The organism is Haloferax mediterranei ATCC 33500 (assembly GCF_000306765.2).
GTDB lineage: Archaea > Halobacteriota > Halobacteria > Halobacteriales > Haloferacaceae > Haloferax > Haloferax mediterranei.
In genome coordinates this window covers 1,005,574-1,024,930 of sequence record NC_017941.2, presented here as the reverse complement: position 1 = coordinate 1,024,930, position 19,357 = coordinate 1,005,574, and the positions used below count along the sequence as shown (strand labels likewise).

Genomic DNA, 19,357 nt, shown 5'->3' with positions numbered 1-19,357 from the left:
AATCCTGAACATCGACAGAAACATATCATCCATGCGGATTTTGTTGCAGACTGACTAATATACGAATCAACTCCGCTGTCTCGGGTCTACTGGGGTGCTACAACTGCCGACCGAACCCACCTATCGTTCGCTCTCGGGTGTCTCTCCTTCCGAACCGACCTCGACGAGGAATCCGTCTTCCGACAGCGAGACAAGCGTCCGGTCGAACGTACATTCATACCGGCGATAGTGTGTCCCATCGTTGCGTACCTCCGTGGTCGATGCCACGAGACCGCACTCACACAGTCGGTCGAGTCGTCGGTATACGGTCGGAAGTGAACGGTCGAGCGTCTCACCGAGTTCTTTTGCAGACCGTGGTTCTCGACAGAGGGCAACGAGGAGCGCCCTCGACTCGGTATCTCCGAGTACGTTGAGGAGTTCGTCACTCGCCACACTTCCGTCCATCCTGATGAAAGCGTCCGAATGTGTGTATAAAGTAGTTGCGCAACCATGACATTCACCCACACGAGAATTCGTTTCCCCCGGATTCGGAGGTGTCGGTATCCCGAGTCGGAGACAGACCACCAGTGACTGGTCAGAGATGCGGGCGAAAATAGACCACTAGCGGTCGGTTGGAACCGTGAGTCACGGGTTTCTTTCAGACGTACAGAGCCACGATGCCCAGACGTGTGACACTGCAAGACGAACAGAATTGAGACAGTTCACAATCACGAAGTGAGCCGCCTAATCGGGTGGGTTCGAGTTCGAATCCCAACCAATATGCTGGTTTTATTTGAAATTCAGGTAGTCTTGTGGGTTGGTTCGATACTGAAGGCCCGATAGGTTTGACAACACCTAAGTCCGCGCTATTCACAACTTCGCCCGTGCAACCCACACCGGAAGTCGTCCTCGCGGTCGTCTTCCTGCCGTTTCTCGCCGCGGCGTTCACCCCTGCCGTTTATCGGCTTCTCGGGGAGCGCACGGCGTACTTCGCGGCCACTGTCGCGTTGGTCACTCTTGGCCTCGTGACGGACCAATATCTCGCGGGGGCGCATGGAACCGTTGCGTTCGACTGGATTCCCTCGCTCGGCGTCTCGCTGGCATTCCACGTAGATGGGTTGGCGCTTCTCATCGCCTTCCTCGCCAGCGGTGTCGGCGTGCTTATCCTCACCTACTCGGGAGGCTACATGCACGGCGAGCCGGGCCAGGCGAAATACTACGCGACGCTGTTGGCGTTCATGGGGTCGATGCTCGGGGTGGCCCTCGCGGGCGACCTCATCGCCCTGTTCGTCTTCTGGGAACTGACGAGTCTCTCGTCGTTCATTCTCATCGGTCACTACACCGGAGAGAAGTCCTCCCAGTACGCCGCTCGGAAGTCGATGCTCATCACCGTCTCCGGAGGGCTGTTCATGCTCGTCGGATTCTTGCTTCTCGTCTGGGCATCCGGCCAGACGACTGCAATCGAGGGCACGACCTACAGCATCCAACTGCTCGTCGAGCACGCGGACGTACTCCGTGCGGAGCTTTCGTCCGCCGGGCTGCTCGTTCCCGTGCTCGTCCTCATCGGTCTCGGCGCAGCCACGAAGTCCGCACAGGTCCCGTTCCACGTGTGGCTTCCGAACGCGATGGAGGCACCCACACCGGTTTCGGCGTTCCTCCACTCCGCGACGATGGTCAAAGCCGGCGTCTACCTCGTCGGTCGCTTCCGACCGCTGTTCCTCCCCAAAGAGGCCGCGGTCCTCGGCGATTGGACGCTTATCTTCGCCGTGCTCGGCCTGCTGACGATGACTGTCGCGGCCATGCTCGCGGTGAGTGCGACCGACATCAAGGAACTACTCGCGTACTCTACTGCGTCCCATCTGGGACTCATCATCGCCGCCTTCGGCTTCGCAAACAGCTACGGTGCCGAAGCCGGCGCGTTCCACATCCTGAACCACGCGAGCTTCAAGGCGGCGCTGTTCATGGTCGCGGGCATCATCGCCCACGAGGCCGGAACACGGAACATTGACCGCCTCGGCGGCCTCCGAAAGCATCTTCCGATTACGGCGGTCATCGCCGTCGTCGCGTCGCTTTCGATGGCCGGCTTCCCGCCGTTCAACGGCTTCTACTCGAAAGAACTGCTGTTCGAGGCGTCCTACCACGCCGCCGAACACATGGGCGGTATCGCGTGGGCCTTCCCGGTCGTCGCGGTGTTCGGGAGCGTCTTCACGTTCCTCTACTCCATCAAATTCGCCTCGCTGTTCTTCGGCGACGAACCCGATGGACTGGGACACGTCCACCGCCCGCCGGTGGCGATGCTCGTTCCGCCGGCCATTCTCGGCGCGCTCGTGCTCGCCATCTCCGCCGACCCGAACCTCTTCATCGAGGGCTTGGTCGGACAGGTCTACGGGAGCGTCGTCCCCGGGGAAGCGCACTCCTTTTCGGTGCACTTCCCGACGAAACTGACGCCGTACGTCATCATGAGTATCATCACTATCGTCGTCGGTGCGGCGGCCTTCCCGTTCTACGACCGAATCCACGACGCTATCAATGCGGCCCTGCGCGGCCCGGTCCGCGCGAACTGGTGGTACGACAACTTCGTCGAAGGACTGACGACCACGAGCGTCGCCGTTACGCCGAAGATTCAGACGGGACTCCTCCGCACGTACGCGACGTGGGGTCTCTTCGGCTTCGTCGCGCTCGCACTCGGCGGCTACGCGGCCGCCGGGGTTCCGATGCCGAATATCGAGGGACTCAGCGTCTCGATTCCCATCGTACTCGTCCTCTTGGTCGCGCTCGTCGGCGCGTTCGCCGTCGATGTCGCACCCTCGCACGTCGCCGGTGTGTTGACGCTCTCTATCGTCGGCTTCATGGTCGCCATCTTCTACATCCTCGCGGATGCACCCGACCTCGCGTTGACGCAACTCGTCGTCGAGACGCTCGTGTTGGTCATCTTCCTGCTCGTCTTGGACCGCCTCCCGGCGTTCTACGGCGACGCACCCGACCGACTCGTCTTCATCCGCGATGGTCTCCTCTCGTTTGCCGTCGGTGGGACGGTGTTCCTCACCGTCCTGTTCTCGACGAATGCAGACCCTGATGGGAGCTTGAAGGAATTCTTCATCCACCACGCGGGCGTCCCCGCCGAACACGGGACGTTCTTCGCGGACTTCGGTGGCGGGTCGAACATCGTCAACGTCATCCTCGTCGACTTCCGCGGATTCGATACGATGGGAGAGATTTCGGTCGTCGTGATGGCGTCGCTTGCCATCCTGACGCTGATTCGCATGCGAGGGCAGGGTGAGACGCAATGAGCGGGTCATCCGGCCGCACGACGGTCATCTCGCGGACTGTCGCGCGCATCGTCGTCCCCATCATTCTGGTGACGGCGATTGCGCTCCTGTTCCGCGGGCACAACCTGCCGGGCGGCGGCTTCATCGGGGCCGTCCTCGCCGCCGCCGCCTTCGCGCTCGTGTACGTCATCTTCGGGCTGGATTTCATCCAGCGCGAGATTCTCGACATCGCACCCGACGGGTCGGAGCAACACCGACTCGTCGAAAACTACCGCTGGATGGCATCGCTCGGTCTCGCCATCGCGGTCGCATCCAGTCTCGCGCCGCTCGCGTTCGACGCGCCGTTCCTCACGCAGGGTGTGCTCTTTTTGGAGCACGTCCCGATTTACGGCGAACTCGAAGTCGCGAGCGCGTTCGCCTTCGACCTCGGCGTCTTCTTTGCCGTCGTCGGGGGACTCCTCACTATCGTCGCGGAGGTCGGTAACGAATGACCCAAGTTTTCCTCGCCGCCATCCTCGGCATCCTCTTTATGATCGGCACGTACCTCGTCCTTCGCCGCGACGTCGTACGCGTCGTCTGGGGTATCAGCATCATCAGCCAATCGGCGAACGTCTACCTCGTCACCATGGGTGGGTTCGACGGACTCGCACCCATCCTCTCCGGTCACGGTGGCGGCGGCCCCGCGCCTTCGGACCCAATCGTGCAGGCGCTGGTGCTCACCGCCATCGTCATCGGCTTCGGGACGACGGCACTGGCCCTCGTCTTGACCTACCGGGTGTACGAGGAACACGGAACCATCGACATGTACGAACTCGGAGGTAGCAGATGAGCACGCTCGTCATCGCACCGCTCCTCGTGGCCCTCGTGACAGCCATCTTGACACTGCTCACGCGCCCGAGCGACCTACTCCAGCGGACGGTCAGTCTGCTCGGGGGCGTCGGCTACCTCGTCGCCGTCGCCGCCCTGTTCGACGCGGTGATACTTCCGCTCGGAGGCGAATCGACCACGCTGGTCTACCAGGTGTCCAACTGGGCCGCGCCGTTCGGCATCACGCTCGTCGCCGACGCGCTCTCGGTGTTCATGCTGGCGCTCGCCAGTTTCGTGTCGCTTCTGGTGCTCGTGTACTCCGTCGCGTCTATCGACGCGTTCGGCCAGCGACTCAGCTACCACCCGCTGTACCACTTCATGCTGGTCGGCGTAACGGGGTCGTTCCTCACAGGCGACATCTTCAACCTGTTCGTCTGGTTCGAGGTGATGCTCATGTCGAGCTACATCCTCGTGCTGTTCTACTCCGGACGCGAGCACACCCGCGCGGCGCTCAACTACGTCGTGCTCAACCTCATCGGCAGCGCAGTGATGCTCATCGCTATCGGTGGACTGTACAGCACGACCGGGACGCTCAACATGGCTCACATGGCTCAGCTACTGTCGAACCCGGAGCCACACAACGTCGCCGTCCTTCCGGTGCTCGGACTCTCCGCGGTGCTGTTTTCGGTCTTCGCGCTGAAGGCCGGTCTCGCACCGTTCCAGTTCTGGGTACCCGCGGCTTACCGTGCCGCACCGTCGCCGGTGACCGCGATGCTCGCCGGCGTCGTAAAGAAGGTCGGCGTCTACGCCATCATCCGACTCTACTTCACCATCTTCGCCGCGGCGTCTATCGACCTCTCGTTCCTCGGCATCAGCGGCGACTCCTTCCTCGGATTCTTCGGCCCGGTCATGTTCGCCATGGCCGCGGTCAGCATCATCCTCGGCGGCATCGGTGCCGTCGGCCGCGACGACGTGGACGGCATCCTCGCGTACTCCTCTATCAGTCAGGTGGGCTTCATCGTCCTCCCGCTGGCGGTGGCCGCGACCGCGCCGTCCGAGACCGTCCGGGACCTCGGCGTAACCGCCGCGCTCGTCTACGCGTTCAATCACGGGCTGGCCAAGAGCCTGCTCTTCCTTGCGAGTGGGACCATTCAGGATGTCGTCGGAAGCGACCGGCTCTCGGACCTCGGCGGTCTCGCCGACCGCGCGCCGGTGCTCGCCGCCGGGTTCCTCCTCGGCGCGCTGACGCTCATCGGCGTCCCGCCGCTTTCGGGCTTCTTCGGCAAGTTCCTCGTCTTCCAAGCCGCCGCGAAGGCGTTCGCCGCCGGCGCTGCCGGTGCCGGACTCGCCCTCGCGGTCGCCCTCGCCGGTGCGATTCTGACCATCGCGTACTACACCCGCGCGTGGAACGCGGTGTTCTGGGGTCGCCCGAGCGACGCGGTCAACGCCGCACTACCCGACCGCTGGTCAGTTGGAGGCGGTGACGTAGCGATGACCGACGGTGGCAGCGGCGGTCTGAAACGACTCGAACTCACCACGCAGGTGACCGTCGTGGTTGCGCTCGCAATCGCCGCCATCGGCTTCGGTATCGGGTTCGAAGCCCTGTTCGCCACGGCCGATGCGGCGGCCCACGCTGCACTGGATACGAACGGCTACATCGACGCCGTGATGCACGGACCGGGTGTCGGCCTCGAATCGGGAGGTGGCCACGCATGAGTCGCCGCTGGCCCGTTTCCGGTCTCGTCATGGCCATCCTCTGGCTGTTCGTTCGCGGCGTCGAACTCACGCCGCAGCGACTCCTCGAAGAGTTCATCATCGGCCTCGGCGTCGGAATGGGAATCGCGTACTTCTTCCGCCGTTTCTACAGCGACAAGGCGTCTATCGTCGGGAGCGTCCGCGTCGCACCCTACGCGACGCTGTACCTCCTGACGTTCCTCTGGGAACTCCTCACGGCCAACATCGACGTGGCGCGGCGGACGCTGGCTCCGTCGATGCCTATCGACCCGGCTGTCGTGGAGGTGCCACTCCGGGTTCGGTCTCCCGCCGCTATCACGACGATTGCGAACAGTATCACCCTCACTCCGGGGACGTTGACAATGGACTACGACGACGACACGAACACGCTGTACGTGCACAGCATCGACGGGAGCGACCTCGACGGCATTCTCGAACCGATTCGCCGGTGGGAGGACTACGCACTCGTCATCTTCGACGAAGAACTGAAGCCCGGCGACCCCGCACCGCAAGCGCAGGCCAACGGGGAGGACAGTAAGACCGCGGCCGTCGCGGGAGGTGAGCGGCATGGCTGACCCGGCGTACCTCACGTGGATGAACGACGTGCTCTTCGCCGGGCTCGTCCTCGCGGCCGGCCTGACGCTCCTCGTGAGCTATCGCGTCATTCGCGGGCCGACGGTCCCGGACCGCGTCGTCGCACTCGACACCATCGGGACGAACGTCGTCGCCATCGCCGCCCTGTACGCTATCTGGTCGAATCAGGGCTATTTCGTCGGCGTGAGCCTCGTTCTCGCCATCATCGGCTTCATCAGCACGATTACCGTGGCTCGGTACGTCACGGAGGGGGACATCATCGAATGAGTGCCGAGAGCGCGGCCGCCGTGACGGTCGGACCCGTCCGCGCGGCCCTCGTCATCCTGTTGACGCTCGTCGGGAGTTTCTTCCTCCTCGTCGGGACCATCGGCCTGCTCCGATTCCCCACCATCTACAACCGGATGCACGCCACGTCGAAGGCGACCACCCTCGGTGCGGCGTCTATCGCCCTCGCCGGGTCGGTGTACTATCTACCGCACGGTGACGGACTGATGGCACTCGTGACGGTGCTGTTTTTGTTCCTCACCGCACCGACTGGTGCCCACATGATTTCGCAGGCCGCCCAGCAGATGGGTGTCCCGTTCGTCGATGGCGTCACATGGCCGGATGAGGGAGAGGACATTATGACCGCAAACGACGGCGACGACTAACCGCCGTCTCCTCATTCACTGCAGTTCTGTTTCGAGTTCGTCGGCCACGCGAGCGCCGAGTCCGTCTTTCGACCCGACGAACTCGCTCGCTTCGTCGTCGCGGACGACCAGTGCGCGCGTCTCGTCGGCACCCATGACCGAGGCGTCGTTGGCGACGACGAACGCGAGACCGACGCGGTCCATGATACGTCTCGCCTCATCGACCATCGCTTCGTCGTCGCCCGTCGTCTCCGCTTTGAACCCGACGATAGGGAGGTCCGGGTTCGACTCGCGGACCGTATCGATAAGCTTCGGAGTCGGTTCGAGGTCGAGCGTCCGGGCCTCGCCGGAGCGAATCTTCTGGTCGGCGGCGTCGACGGTGAAATCCGAGATTGCCGCCGCGGAGACGAGTGCGTCGGCACCGGCGTCGACCGCCGCCTCGACGGCTTCGAGCATCTCTGCCGCCGATTCGACGGGCAGTACGTCCGCGTAGTGAACGTCTCCGTCGTCGTGGACGAGCGTTACGTCCGCACCGCGGATAGCGAGCGCGCGGGCGACGGCGCGTCCCGTCCGACCCGATGCGCGGTTCGAGAGGGTTCGAATCGGGTCGACCGACTCGGTCGTCGCTCCGGAGGTGACGACGATAGATTTCCCGGCGAGCGTCTGCGCCGTCGTGGCCGTCGCCACGCCGGTGATGATGGCCTCCTCGGTCGCGATTTTTGCCTTCCCCTCTTCGATTCGCGGGTCGACGAATTCGACGCCCCACGACTTTACGCGCTCGATGGCATCCATGACACCCGGATGGTCGTACATGGGTTCGTGCATTGCAGGTGTGACGACGACCGGCACTCCGGCACCGAGAGCGGTCGTCGCACAGGTCGTGACGGGGGAGTCGTCGATAGCGGCGGCTATCTTTCCGACCGTGTTGGCCGTCGCGGGTGCGACGAGAAACACGTCTGCCCAGCCGTCGCGGCCGCAGAGTTCGACGTGTTCGACGCGGCCGGTTATCTCCGTGACCACGTCGTGTTCGGTGGCGAATTCGACGGCCCACGGGTGGATGATTCCCGTCGACGCGCCGGTCATCACCGCGCGTACGGAGGCTCCCTGTCGGCGAAGTTCGTGCGCCAACTCGACGACTTTCACGGCCGCGATACTTCCCGTCACCCCGAGCGCGACGTTCACACCTTCGAGCATTCACTCGTCTCTGCGCCCGCTATCGGTTAAAAGGATTCGCGTCTTCGGAGGCGATTCGGCGGGGTCGGCAGGTCCGCCGAACTACTCGTCCAGTCGCCCGAGGTCGTCGTCGACGAGACTCGGATGCGTGCGCTGTGGTTCCTCGTGTGGCTCGGCGAAGAACTCCTGCATGACCGCCCGGGATTCTGCCTCGCGGCGTTCGCGCTCGTCAGCGTCGATTTCCTCACACGCCGGTGGGACCTCGCGTCCCCGGTCTGTGAAGTAACCGGTCGGCGCGACCCAGTCGTTGTAAAACGGCGTTCCGGAGTCGTGTACGAGCGTGATAGCCGTCTCCGCGGCGTCACCGGCGGCGACGACCGCCTGGTGGTAGATTTCGGTGAGTCGTCCCGCGGCGTACAGTCCGGGGACGGCGGTTCGACCGAGGTCGTCGACCTCGACGTACGTTTTCGACCCGGCGTCTCTGCGTTCGACGCCGGTACCTTCGAGATACGACGCGTCGGCCCAAGAGGCTGCGACGACCCGAGCGGTGGGAATCGTCTCTTCGCCGTCTTCGGTCTCGACAGTCGCCCAGAACAGGGGGTCGTCCTCGTCACCGAGTACATCGAGGGCGATAACTCGGCCAGTCCGTCTGTCCGCACCGCTTCGCTCCGCCTGTTCGGTCAAGAGGTCGGTAAACAGTCGACTGTTGACGCCCGCCGGAAACCCGGGGACGTTTTCGAGGTGTGCGTTTCGGCGGACGATGGACTCGCCTTCGTTCACGACGAGGGTGTCGAGTCCGGCGCGTGCGAGGAAGGTCGCTGCGGTGAGACCCGCGACGCCGCCACCGACGACGAGGGCGTCCCACGAATTTGGCTCGCTCATACTGGACGGTAGCCAAGCAGTCAGTAAAGGCGTACGGATAGCTGCTGATGGTCAAAACCGCCGGATTTCGAGCGAACCAAATCACCGATGACGCGGTGCCGGAACCGGGTGCTCCCGCGTTCTCGTCACAGGTGAGTCGACGCGCCTGATAAGGACTGTTGTAACTATTTACCGGGAACCGCCGTCCCGGTTCCGGTGACACCGGTAAGAGACTACAACAGTCCTTATGAATCGTTGAGCCACCGGTTTTCGACTGCTTCGACGCTGACGAGTCCCCTCGATTCGCCGTCGGGGATAGTCTGGAGTCGAACACGCCACCGGCCATCCGACAGCGCCTCGCCGTCGATGAACCGAACGGCCCGCTCGGGCGTGCGTCGAAGGAGGTCGACCGCGATGGGGAGCGTCGGAATGCGACCGGTTCGCTCCGCGAGCGCGTAGTCTCCGAACGTGAGTTCCCACGTCCGAATGGCATTTTTGGGTGTGTGTCCATCGGAACACCCGGACTCGGGGTCACAAATCGGGCGCAGCGAGTACCCGTCGATGAACGCGACCGCTTCGAGCGTTCGGAGCGTCGAGCCTACGGGATTCGGTGTCGTTGTCGGAGAGAACAGTTCCGCAGCCGTCTCCACGATAGTGTTCTGTTCCGACGGCGACAGACGAACATCGAGTTCGCTCATCATGCTCCACAGCAGAGTGAGACAGAAGTCGTCGTGGTCCTCGACGACTTCGGCCAGCGTGAGATACGTCTCCATGACTGCCGTTTCGACTACTCGGTGGCCCGTCTCCGCCAGTGCTTCGAACAGCGACCCGGAAACGTCGTGACAGAAGGCGCGATACCGCGTGTGGTTATCTTCGGGCTCGGTTGCGAGCGGTTGCATCGGTCGCTCCGATAACTCGTGGACCAGCGGGTCGTAGTACGGTACGCCCGGGTCGTATCGCCGGAGTACAGACCGGTACTCGCTCACGAGTTCCGCGGCCTCACCGGCGGCGTGCCGGTCAGGAAACTGTTGTCCAAGCACCGCCCCGGGTTCGACCCCTGTCCGGCCACACACCACTACGTAATCGCCACTGGGACACGAGAGAGACCGAATCTCAGCTCTAATGTCCCGCAGCGTCCCCCCAACCATTCAGCAGTAGGTCTCGACACGGGGCGATTATAGGTTGCGATTGCGATGGCGCTCTCCAAGTGTCGCGGGACGCCAGCCCACAAGGCTTAGTTTCCACCGGGTGAATGCTGGTTCGTGGACGAGATAGCCGTCAGCACCGTCGTCTACCTACCACCCGAGGAGGTCTACGAGTTCCTCGTGGACTTCCCGCGGTACGCCAACTACTCGAAACATCTCCAGGATGTACAGCAGTTCGGCGACGGGTCGCCGGGAACGAAATACGCCCTCAACTTCGCTTGGTGGAAGCTCACCTACACCGCGGAATCGAAGGTAACAGACGTGACGCCACCGACGCGCATCGACTGGACAATCACCAAGGACATCCACGCAGTGGGTCGCTGGCGCGTCGAAGCACTCGATGACCTACCGGACGACGCGCCCTCGGATGCCGACACTGCCTGCAACGTCTTTTTCGAAGTCGAATACGACACACAAACCGTTTCGGCCGGTGATATCGACCTTCCACGCTTCGTCTCTCTCGGCTGGGTCGTCGACAAGGTAAAACCCGTCCTCCAGAAGGAAGCAGAGCGTATCGTCGAGCGCATCGTCGCCGACATCGAAGGGCGGCCCCGGAAGGTCGACCTCACGATACACACGAAGCCCACGTCGTGACTCTGACCGCACACAGGGCCGCGTCGTGACGCTTTCAGTACTCAGAACCGCATTCCCGACCGAAGCGTACACGAGCGCCGAAGGGAAATGCACATACGCGCAGGCGGTCCAACGAAGAGGTATGATAGGGGCTGGTTCCTCGTGCGCGTGATTATCATCGGCGCCGGGCAGGTCGGGTCGTCCATCGCGGCCGACCTGGACGACACCCACGAAGTCGTCATTATCGACTGCGACCCAGAGCGAGTGGACGAACTGAACTACTCGCTCGACGTGTTGGCACTCCACGGCGACGGCACCTCCGTCGAGACGCTCGAAGAGGCAGGCGTCGAGCGTGCGGACATGGTCATCGCTTCGACCGACAACGACGAGACGAATATCGTCACGTGCGCGACGGCCAAGGCCATCTCTGAGGCGTTCACCATCGCCCGCGTGAAGAACACGGAGTACCTTCGAACGTGGCAGCGCTCCGAGAAAGCCTTCGGCATCGACTTCATGGTCTGTACGAACCTGCTCGCCGCGGAGTCTATCGTCCGCGTCGTCGGGCTTCCTGCCGCGCGGGACGTTGACTCCTTCGCGGGCGGGAAGGTCCAGATGGCCGAGTTCGAAGTCGACGCGGAAAGTCCCGTTGCGAACCAGACCGTAAGCGAAGCGGACCGATTCGACTCGCTCACGTTCGCGGCCATCCTCCGCGACGGCGAGGTGACGATTCCTCGCGGTGATACGGTTATCGGACCGGGAGACCGGATTGTCGTTATCGGCAGTCCCCAGAGCGTTCAGGGATTTGCGAGTTCGGTCTCGCCCGACGAACCGCCGGGAACCGCTGAAGAGGTGGTCATCGTCGGCGGGAGCGAAATCGGCTACCACGTCGCCCGACTGCTCGAAGAACGCGGCTTCAAACCGCGACTCATCGAGCAAGACGCCGACCGCGCCCGTGAACTCGCAGAGGAGTTGCCCGGAACAATCGTCATGGAGAGCGACGCGACCGATATCGACTTCCTCGAACGCGAGTACATCGGCGACGCCGACCTGCTCGTCTCTGCACTCGACTCCGACGAGAAGAACCTGCTCGTCTCGTTGCTCGCGGCGCGCCTCGGCGTCGAACGAACCGTCGCCGTCATCGACACGACGCCGTACGTCGACCTCTTCGAGGCCGTCGGCGTCGACGTTGGCGTGAGTCCGCGCGAGGTCGTCGCCGAAGAAATCACGCGATTCACTCGTGATGGCGGCGCGGAGAACGTCGCGCTCATCGAGTCGGACAAGGCCGAAGTCCTCGAAATCGAAGTCGACGCCGACAGCGTCCTCGCCGGCAAACCCATTCAGGAGTCGATTGCATCTCTCCCCGAAGGCGTCGTCATCGGTGCCATCACGCGACGGCGCGAGTTCATCACGCCGCGAGGTGACACCGTCATCAAACCGGGGGACCACGTGGTCGTCTTCGTCGATAGCTGCGCCATCGACGACGTGTCTCCCAAACTGTAGTCAGCTACAGCGTTCGGAACTGCTGTTCTGAGGGTCCTAACCGCACGCGCCACGAGCGAACAGCCACCGCGCCACTGATTCTCGCACACGCGAGCGAACCCGAACACGGAAGAACCCGGCGCGCGGTACGTTAGTCCACGGATGAAATTGCGGGTCGACTATAGAGCCAGCCTTCGTCTCGTCGGGACAGTACTGAAATATCTCACAGTCCCGCTTTTGTTCCCGCTCGTCGTCGCGCTGTACTACGGTGAGTCGGTGCTCCCGTTCGTCGTCACGATGGCCGTCACGGTTCTCATCGGGACGGGGCTCGAACGCCTCGCAGAAGAACCCGACATCGGGGCCCGCGAGGGATTCCTGATGGTCGCGATGACGTGGCTGGCTGTGGCTTTCGTCGGTGCGATTCCGTACCTTATCGAGGCGCACGGTATCCCCTTCATTGCGCAGCCGATTCACCCCGAATCAACCCTCGGAAATCCGGCGAACGCCCTCTTCGAGACGATGAGCGGGTTTACCACGACCGGAGCGACGGTCCTCGGCGACATTTCTTTCGACTCGCACACCCGCGGCATCATGATGTGGCGACAACTCACCCAGTGGCTCGGGGGGATGGGTATCGTCGTCCTCGCGGTAGCGATTCTTCCTGAACTGTCGGTCGGTGGCGCACAACTGATGGACGCGGAAGCGCCCGGTCCCGGCATCGAAAAGCTCACCCCCCGAATCGCCGAGACGGCGCGCGCGCTCTGGGGCGCGTACCTCGGCCTCACGGTCCTCGAAATCGTCCTTCTCCACGGACTCAACGTCACCGGCCACGCCCCAGGGATGGGCGTCTACAACGCCATCGCCCACGGGTTGACGACGATGCCGACCGGCGGGTTCTCGCCGGAAGCAAAGAGTATCGAGGCGTTTTCCGCCGCGGCGCAGTGGGTGATTATCCCCTTCATGGTCGCTGCGGGGACCAACTTCGCGCTCTTCTGGCACGTCCTCACGGGCGAGCCGAAGCGACTCGTCCGCGACACCGAGTTCAAATCCTACCTCGGAATTATGGGCGTCATCTCGGCCATCCTTGCGGGCGTCCTCTTTTTCGGCGACGGCCTGATGTCCGTCGCGCCAGCGGGCGAGACCTACGACCAAGTGTACCTCGAAGGCATTCGGACAGCCATCATCGGTAACGTCGAACCGGCGATTCGCCAGTCGGTGTTTCAGGTCGTCTCCATCGTCACGACGACGGGCTATGCGAGCATGGACTTCAACGCGTGGAGCGCGCCGACGCAGTACGGCCTCCTGTTCGCGATGTTCATCGGTGGCTCCGGCGGTTCGACCGGCGGTGCGATTAAAATCGTTCGCTGGTACGTCATCCTGAAATCGCTCCGCCGCGAGCTATTTACGACGGCCCACCCCGAGGCAGTTCGCCCCGTCAGACTCGCCGGCCGCACGGTCGATGAACGCGCCATCCGCGGCATCTACGCCTTCACGCTCCTGTATCTCGTGTTGTTCTTCGTCTCGACGGGCCTGCTCCACCTCGATGCCGCGCGCGCCGGCTTCGACGTGAGTATCCTCGAAACGATGAGCGCCGTCGCTGCGACCCTCGGGAACGTTGGCCCGGGCTTCGGCGTCGTCGGCCCGATGGGGAGTTATCTCGACTTCTCCAACAGTTCGAAACTGTACATGGTCCTCCTGATGTGGGTCGGCCGTCTGGAGATTCTACCGGTGCTCGTCATCTTCACGCCGGAGTACTGGCGGCGGTGAACGGAAAATTGGGCGAAGGAGTGTCGGAACGCTACGGATTCAGCCCGTAGAGAACCGACCGGAAGAACACTAACACGGGGATAATTTCGAGCCGTCCAATCCACATGTTGAAGAGAAACATCGCCTCCGCGTAGGGGTTCATCGACGGTCCGGTGATGCCCGTCGAGATGCCGACGTTCCCCTGCGCGCTCGCGACTTCGAACAGTGCGTCCGCATAGGTGAACTCCGGTCCGGCGAGGTTCACGAGGAGGACGCTCGACGCGACGAGCAAGAGCACCCAGAGCATCGAGACGATGGCTGCCTCGGAGAACTCGCGGTCCATCTCGCTCCGGGAGAGACGGCGACCGTTCATTTCGATGTTCACGACGGTGCTTTCGGGCAGGAAGACGCGGGAGAACTGCCACTGGATGCCACGGGAAATCGTGTACCCGCGGATGATTTTGATGCCGCCGACGGTCGACCCGGCAGCGCCGCCGAGGGTCATCGCGCCGGAGAGCAGCAGTTTTCCGCCGTCGGACCACTGGCCGAGCGGCGCGGCCTGAAAGCCAGTACACGAGAGCGCACTCACCCAGTGGAACGCCGAGTCGCGGATGGCATCGGTCTCCGGGCCGCCGATAATGCCCGAGAGACCGAAGTAGTCCGCTGTTTCGACGAATGCAGACCCCGCAGTCGTCGGGAGAGAGACGAGATTCTGGATTGTGAGTCCTGCCACGCCGACGGCAAATATGGCGAGCAACCACCGGGTCTGGAGGTCCGTCCACAACTTGTCGACCTCGCGGTTCCGGAGGATAGTGTAGTGGATGGGGAAGGCGATTGCGCCGAGCGCCATGATGGGCAGCAGTACCGTCTCGATGAGCGGCGAGTTGTACGTCCCGATTGAGTTGTCGGTGACGGCGAACCCGCCGGTCGAGAGACCAGTCATCGCGTGATTGAGCGCCTGCCAGCCAGCCTCCCAGAGGGGAAGGGCCGAGCCGTAATTGCTCGCGCGGATGGCGACGAAGAGCACGACTACCGAAAGCACCGTGTAGCCGACGAAAATCTTCCAGACTGTCCGAACCGTCGAGACGACGCTCGGATGAATCTTCTCCTCACGGGCCTCACCGCGGTAGAGCGCGTAACTACCGCTTCCTGGCCGCGAGAGAATCGAGACGGTGAGGACGATGACGCCCACGCCGCCGACCCATTGGATGAGAGAGCGCCACCACTGAATCGTCCGCGGAAGCGACGGTTCGTGAATCCCCATCGTGAGGCCGCTTCCGGTCCAGCCGCTCATGCTCTCGAAGAGGGCGTGCAGCGGGTTGCGGAAGTAGACGAGACTCGACTGGGTGTACTCGACACCAGCGGGGACGAGCGCCGTGAACACCGAATCAGGAGCGAAATGCGCCGTGAGGAAAAACGGCAGCGACCCGAAGGCGGCTGTTGCAAACCATCCCGCAGCGGCGATTATCATCCCGTGTTTCATGCGCGGTGCGGGCGCTTCGTCGAACGCCTTCCGCGCACCCAAGCCGACACCAGCAGTCGCGCCCGCGGCGATGAAGAATGCGAGTGCGGCGTACCACTCGCCGAATCCAATCGCAACGAGGACTGAGACGGCCATCAACAGTGATTCCATGGCGAGGAGCGACCCGACGTCGCGACCGATGACCGCAAGGTCGGCGGGCCACCCCGCAACCATCCGTCCGCGGCGCGGCATCAGTGGTCCTCGTAATGGCCGAACACGTCTGTCACTTCAGGTGTCGCACCTTTCGCGGAGTAGACGGTCAAGAGGTCGCCCGCGCCGACGGTCGTGTTGCCGCGCGGCGTGACGGGGTCGTCGTTAGGCTCGCGCTCGATGGCGACGATGAGTGTATCGTCGTCGAGGAGGCCATCCTGTGCGGTTTCCTGAATAGTCCGCCCCACGATTGGTGCCTCTTCGTCGACGCGAATTTCGAACACCTCGGCGCGGTCGCCGATGCGCATGTAGTCGACGATAGAGGGGCGTTTGACCGCCCGGTAGAGGTACTCCGCGATGAGTCGCTGGGGGTTTTCCATCGTGTTGACGCCGATTTGCCGGTAGAGGCTCATGTGCTCGGGGTTGTGGACGACAGAGACGATGTCCGGAATTTCGAGTTCCTTCGCCAAGAGACAGACCATGATGTTGGTCGCGTCCTTGTCGGTCGTCGTGATGATGGCGTCGGCGCGGTCCGCGCCGGCCTCTTCGAGCGTCTGTTTGACCGTGGCGTCGTCGTTGAGCACGAGGCAGTCGAACGTTGCCGCTGCGGCCTCGGCTTTTGCCTCGTCGCGCTCGACGACGACCACCTCGTTACCGCCCTCCGTGGCGATTTCGATGAGCGGCGTCCCGATGTTGCCGGCGCCGACGACGATGATATACATGACGTTCCGCCGTGCGCGTCGGTTCGTGGAAAAACTATCGGCATCTCGGTCGGTCTTTCGAAGCCTGAATTGCTGAACAGAATTCTGCTGAATGACGAATAGAGGCGCACAATATTTCGTATTCGATAACAGAGGTGACTATCCGTCCAACTCTGGCGCAGAGTGTTTCGGACAACCTGATGAGCCTGCTTCGTGAGTGTGGAACTCTCTGTCCGGCCTTCCGCTGAGCTATTCGGCTCCCCACTGCCCACCTGAAGGCTTATTACAGACGTGATAACTGTCTGAACTATGTGGACCTCCAAAGCAACTACCTCCCGCCGCGACGTGCTCCGTCTCGGTGGCGGGACGCTCGCACTCCTCGCCGGGTGTCTCGACCAACGGAAGCAGGCGAACGGGAAAGACCCAACCACCTCGTCCAACACGTCCGACACGTCCGACTCGTCCCCGACGAGCACGACGACGAGCGAACCAGTCGACGTGAGCGTCTCGAACGTCACTGTCGTTCCCGGGATAGTCGCGCCCAACACGCCGGACTCCGTCGCCGTGTTCGGCGACCGCGACGAGCAGTTTCTCATTTTGAACGTCGCGCCGTCCGGGCAGCCCAGCCCCGCGTCCGCTGATTTCACGCTCTCGACCGACGCCGGGACTACCGCTCCAAAGGATATCCGAGATATAGCTTCGCACGGGAATCCGTTCGACCGCACTAATCCATACGAAGGCGCAGGTACTGGCTACCTGCTCTACTCGCTTTCGAACCCGCTGGAGACCGACTCAGTGAGCCTCCGGTGGCCCGGCGGCGAATACGAGTTCGAAAACGACGTTGTCTCGGCCCTTACACGCCCGCCGACCGACTTCCGAGTCGGCGGACTCGACGTGCCGGAAAGCGTCGAAAGCGGCACGGAGTTGACTCTCTCCGTAACCATCGAAAACACCGGGTCGGTCGAGGGGACGTTCGTGGGTGCGCTCAACCGGTCGGGGCCGTACGTCGCACACACGCCGGTCAAAGCAATTTCAATCGACCTCGCGCCCGGAGAGTCGGAGACGTGGACCCACACGTACACGCCCACCCTCGACGACCCGGAGCACGCGGGCGGGATGCAGTACTACTTCGACTGGCGCGATGGTTCGAAGTCGGTCGAGCTATCGGTCGAACCACCGTCGTAAACCCCCGCGAAAAATAGCCGAGGTCGCTCAGTTTTCGACCGCCGAGGCGGCGCGGACGATAGTCTCTTCGCCGAACTTCGGACCGATGAGTTGGAGACCGACCGGCAGGCCCTCGGTCTCGCCCGCTGGGACGGAAATAGCGGGGAGGTTTGCAAGGTTCACCGGAACGGTGTTGGCGTCGGCGAGATACATCTGTAGCGGGTCGTCGAGGCTCTCGCCGAGTTTGAACGGCGGCACGGGCATCGTCGGTGATGCGAGCACGTCGACGTCCTCGAAAGCGGCGTCGAAGTCCTGTTTAACCCACGCGCGGGCGTCCTGCGCCTTCGCGTAGTACTTGTCGTGGTAGCCAGCGGAGAGGGCGTAGGTGCCGAGGAGGACGCGCCGTTTGACCTCGGAGCCGAAGCCTTCCTCGCGGGCGCGGGCGAACGCCTCGTTCCAGTTGCCCTCGTAGCCGCCGGATTTGCCGTAGCGGACGCCGTCGAAGCGTGCGAGGTTCGAAGACGCTTCGGACATGGCGATGACGTAGTAGGCGGCGACGGCCTTCTCGACGGAGGGCATGCTGACCTCGTAGTACTCGGCTCCCTGTGCTTCGAGTTCGTCGAGTGCGGCCCAGAAGGCTTCCTCGACGCCCTCGTCGGCACCTTCGACCAGTTCGGTCGGGACGCCGATAGTCAGCCCTTCGACGTCGCCGTCGGCGGCAGAAGCGTAGTCGGAGTCCGCGCCGTCGTCGTGAGTCGTGCCGTCTCGGTCGTCGGGACCGGCGATAACGTCGAGCAGTGCGGCGGCGTCCTCGACAGTCGGTGCAATCGGGCCAATCTGTTCGAGAGAGTTCGCGTAGGCGACGAGACCGTAGCGCGAGACGAGACCGTAGGTCGGCTTGATGCCGACGACGCCACAGAACGCGGCGGGACAGCGGATGGAGCCACCCGTGTCGGTCCCGAGTGCGAGGTCGGCTTCACCGGCGGCGACGGCGGCCGCGGAGCCACCGGACGACCCACCGGGGACGCGCGCTTCGTCGACGGGGTTTTTCGTCGGGCCGAACGCCGAGGTTTCGGTCGTCGTCCCCATCCCGAACTCGTCCATGTTGGCCTTGCCGACGATGGTCGCGCCTGCTTCCTTCAGGTGCTCGACGACCGTCGCGTCGTACGGGGGAACGTAGTCTTCGAGCATCGCAGAGCCGCAGGTCGTTCGGAGACCCTTCGTCGAGATGTTGTCCTTGACGGCGATGGTCTTACCGTCGAGAGGGCCATCTTCGTCGCTCTCGACCGTCTCTTTCGTGATGAATGCGTTCAGAGACATTTAGGACACCCGTGGACCCTTGAAGAAGCCGTCTTCGGTCTCTGCGGCGTTCGAGAGCGCCTCTTCCTGCGTCAGTCCCTCGTGGACCTCGTCGGGGCGCATCACGTTCACCAGTTCGTCCTCGCGGTCGACTTCGGGAACCTCGTCGAGGGCGTCGAAGTATTCGAGGATGTCCGCGAACTGCGTCGTGAACTCCTCGACCTCGTCCTCGTCGAGGTCGACCCGCGCCAACTCGGCGACGTGTCGTACCTCGTCGGCGTCGACGGGCGTATCGCTCATGTATCGGAGGAAACGGAGACTGGGAGTAAGGGTTTCGGTGTGCGCCGTTTCGTCTTCGTCTCGTCTCCGTTTCGTCTTCGTCTCGTCTCGACTTTGTCTCGCCCGGCCCTGGCTACCTAATTATTCCTGATTAATTGTCCAAAAATACGCCAATTCCGTCCTTTTCTCGCCG

19 protein-coding genes are annotated in these 19,357 nt (G+C 63.0%); 11 read left to right on the top strand and 8 right to left on the bottom strand.

Annotated features, from left to right (window positions below; translation table 11 throughout):
• Positions 1-120: 120 nt before the first annotated feature.
• A complete protein-coding gene (locus HFX_RS05215; protein ID WP_004572602.1) occupies positions 121-444 on the bottom strand; it encodes an ArsR/SmtB family transcription factor in 324 nt (107 codons plus the stop codon).
• A 419-nt stretch (positions 445-863) separates the two neighbouring features.
• Between HFX_RS05215 and mbhE the strand changes: the two genes are divergently transcribed.
• The 7 genes from mbhE to mnhG are packed head-to-tail and all read left to right on the top strand — an operon-like array spanning position 864 to position 7,033.
• Positions 864-3,269 carry a hydrogen gas-evolving membrane-bound hydrogenase subunit E gene (gene mbhE, locus HFX_RS05210; RefSeq protein ID WP_004572603.1) on the top strand — a complete coding sequence of 802 codons (2,406 nt, stop codon included), beginning with the start codon at positions 864-866 and terminating at the stop codon, positions 3,267-3,269.
• The gene (locus HFX_RS05205; RefSeq protein ID WP_004572604.1) at positions 3,266-3,739 is read left to right on the top strand and encodes an MnhB domain-containing protein; all 474 of its coding nucleotides are present in this window, start codon (positions 3,266-3,268) and stop codon (positions 3,737-3,739) included. Before mbhE ends, HFX_RS05205 begins: the two co-directional genes overlap by 4 nt.
• On the top strand, positions 3,736-4,077 hold the full coding sequence (locus tag HFX_RS05200; RefSeq protein ID WP_004572605.1) for a sodium:proton antiporter: 342 nt from the start codon (positions 3,736-3,738) through the stop codon (positions 4,075-4,077). The genes HFX_RS05205 and HFX_RS05200 overlap by 4 nt, the downstream gene beginning before the upstream one ends.
• Positions 4,074-5,771, top strand: coding sequence for a Na+/H+ antiporter subunit D (locus tag HFX_RS05195; protein ID WP_004572606.1), 1,698 nt, complete (start codon positions 4,074-4,076; stop codon positions 5,769-5,771). Before HFX_RS05200 ends, HFX_RS05195 begins: the two co-directional genes overlap by 4 nt.
• Positions 5,768-6,364 carry a Na+/H+ antiporter subunit E gene (locus HFX_RS05190; RefSeq protein ID WP_004572607.1) on the top strand — a complete coding sequence of 199 codons (597 nt, stop codon included), beginning with the start codon at positions 5,768-5,770 and terminating at the stop codon, positions 6,362-6,364. The genes HFX_RS05195 and HFX_RS05190 overlap by 4 nt, the downstream gene beginning before the upstream one ends.
• Positions 6,357-6,650 (top strand): monovalent cation/H+ antiporter complex subunit F, encoded by a 294-nt coding sequence (locus HFX_RS05185; protein ID WP_004572608.1) that lies wholly within the window; start codon positions 6,357-6,359, stop codon positions 6,648-6,650. The genes HFX_RS05190 and HFX_RS05185 overlap by 8 nt, the downstream gene beginning before the upstream one ends.
• Positions 6,647-7,033: a monovalent cation/H(+) antiporter subunit G gene (gene mnhG, locus HFX_RS05180; protein WP_004572609.1), complete on the top strand. Its 387-nt coding sequence runs from the start codon at positions 6,647-6,649 to the stop codon at positions 7,031-7,033. The genes HFX_RS05185 and mnhG overlap by 4 nt, the downstream gene beginning before the upstream one ends.
• 15 nt (positions 7,034-7,048) lie before the next feature.
• Here mnhG and coaBC read toward each other — a convergent pair whose 3' ends face one another.
• The 3 genes from coaBC to HFX_RS05165 form a co-directional block, all read right to left on the bottom strand.
• Positions 7,049-8,206, bottom strand: coding sequence for a bifunctional phosphopantothenoylcysteine decarboxylase/phosphopantothenate--cysteine ligase CoaBC (gene coaBC, locus HFX_RS05175; protein ID WP_004572610.1), 1,158 nt, complete (start codon positions 8,204-8,206; stop codon positions 7,049-7,051).
• An 81-nt stretch (positions 8,207-8,287) separates the two neighbouring features.
• Entirely contained in the window at positions 8,288-9,067 is a 780-nt protein-coding gene (locus HFX_RS05170; RefSeq protein WP_004572611.1) for an FAD-dependent oxidoreductase, read from the bottom strand.
• Positions 9,068-9,291: 224 nt separating this feature from the next.
• On the bottom strand, positions 9,292-10,194 hold the full coding sequence (locus tag HFX_RS05165) for a DUF7551 domain-containing protein (RefSeq protein WP_049917419.1): 903 nt from the start codon (positions 10,192-10,194) through the stop codon (positions 9,292-9,294).
• A gap of 114 nt (positions 10,195-10,308) precedes the next feature.
• Between HFX_RS05165 and HFX_RS05160 the strand changes: the two genes are divergently transcribed.
• The 3 genes from HFX_RS05160 (at position 10,309) to HFX_RS05150 (ending at position 14,070) form a co-directional block, all read left to right on the top strand.
• Positions 10,309-10,845, top strand: coding sequence for an SRPBCC family protein (locus HFX_RS05160; protein ID WP_004572613.1), 537 nt, complete (start codon positions 10,309-10,311; stop codon positions 10,843-10,845).
• 141 nt (positions 10,846-10,986) lie between these two features.
• On the top strand, positions 10,987-12,324 hold the full coding sequence (gene trkA / locus HFX_RS05155; protein ID WP_004572614.1) for a Trk system potassium transporter TrkA: 1,338 nt from the start codon (positions 10,987-10,989) through the stop codon (positions 12,322-12,324).
• Between the two features lie 141 nt (positions 12,325-12,465).
• Complete coding sequence (locus HFX_RS05150; RefSeq protein WP_004572615.1) at positions 12,466-14,070, top strand: TrkH family potassium uptake protein; 1,605 nt, start codon at positions 12,466-12,468, stop codon at positions 14,068-14,070.
• 31 nt (positions 14,071-14,101) lie between these two features.
• On the opposite strand, the gene HFX_RS05145 is transcribed toward HFX_RS05150, so the two are convergent.
• Positions 14,102-15,763 (bottom strand): TrkH family potassium uptake protein, encoded by a 1,662-nt coding sequence (locus tag HFX_RS05145; protein ID WP_004572616.1) that lies wholly within the window; start codon positions 15,761-15,763, stop codon positions 14,102-14,104.
• Positions 15,763-16,443 (bottom strand): potassium channel family protein, encoded by a 681-nt coding sequence (locus HFX_RS05140; protein ID WP_004572617.1) that lies wholly within the window; start codon positions 16,441-16,443, stop codon positions 15,763-15,765. Before HFX_RS05140 ends, HFX_RS05145 begins: the two co-directional genes overlap by 1 nt.
• Positions 16,444-16,731: 288 nt before the next feature.
• Here HFX_RS05140 and HFX_RS05135 point away from each other — a divergent pair, with 288 nt between their 5' ends.
• Positions 16,732-17,607: a hypothetical protein gene (locus HFX_RS05135; RefSeq protein WP_004572618.1), complete on the top strand. Its 876-nt coding sequence runs from the start codon at positions 16,732-16,734 to the stop codon at positions 17,605-17,607.
• Positions 17,608-17,634: 27 nt separating this feature from the next.
• Here HFX_RS05135 and gatA read toward each other — a convergent pair whose 3' ends face one another.
• Together gatA and gatC are read right to left on the bottom strand one after the other, a co-directional pair.
• Entirely contained in the window at positions 17,635-18,906 is a 1,272-nt protein-coding gene (gene gatA / locus HFX_RS05130; protein WP_004572619.1) for an Asp-tRNA(Asn)/Glu-tRNA(Gln) amidotransferase subunit GatA, read from the bottom strand.
• Positions 18,907-19,185: an Asp-tRNA(Asn)/Glu-tRNA(Gln) amidotransferase subunit GatC gene (gene gatC / locus HFX_RS05125; RefSeq protein ID WP_004572620.1), complete on the bottom strand. Its 279-nt coding sequence runs from the start codon at positions 19,183-19,185 to the stop codon at positions 18,907-18,909.
• Positions 19,186-19,357 lie beyond the last annotated feature (172 nt).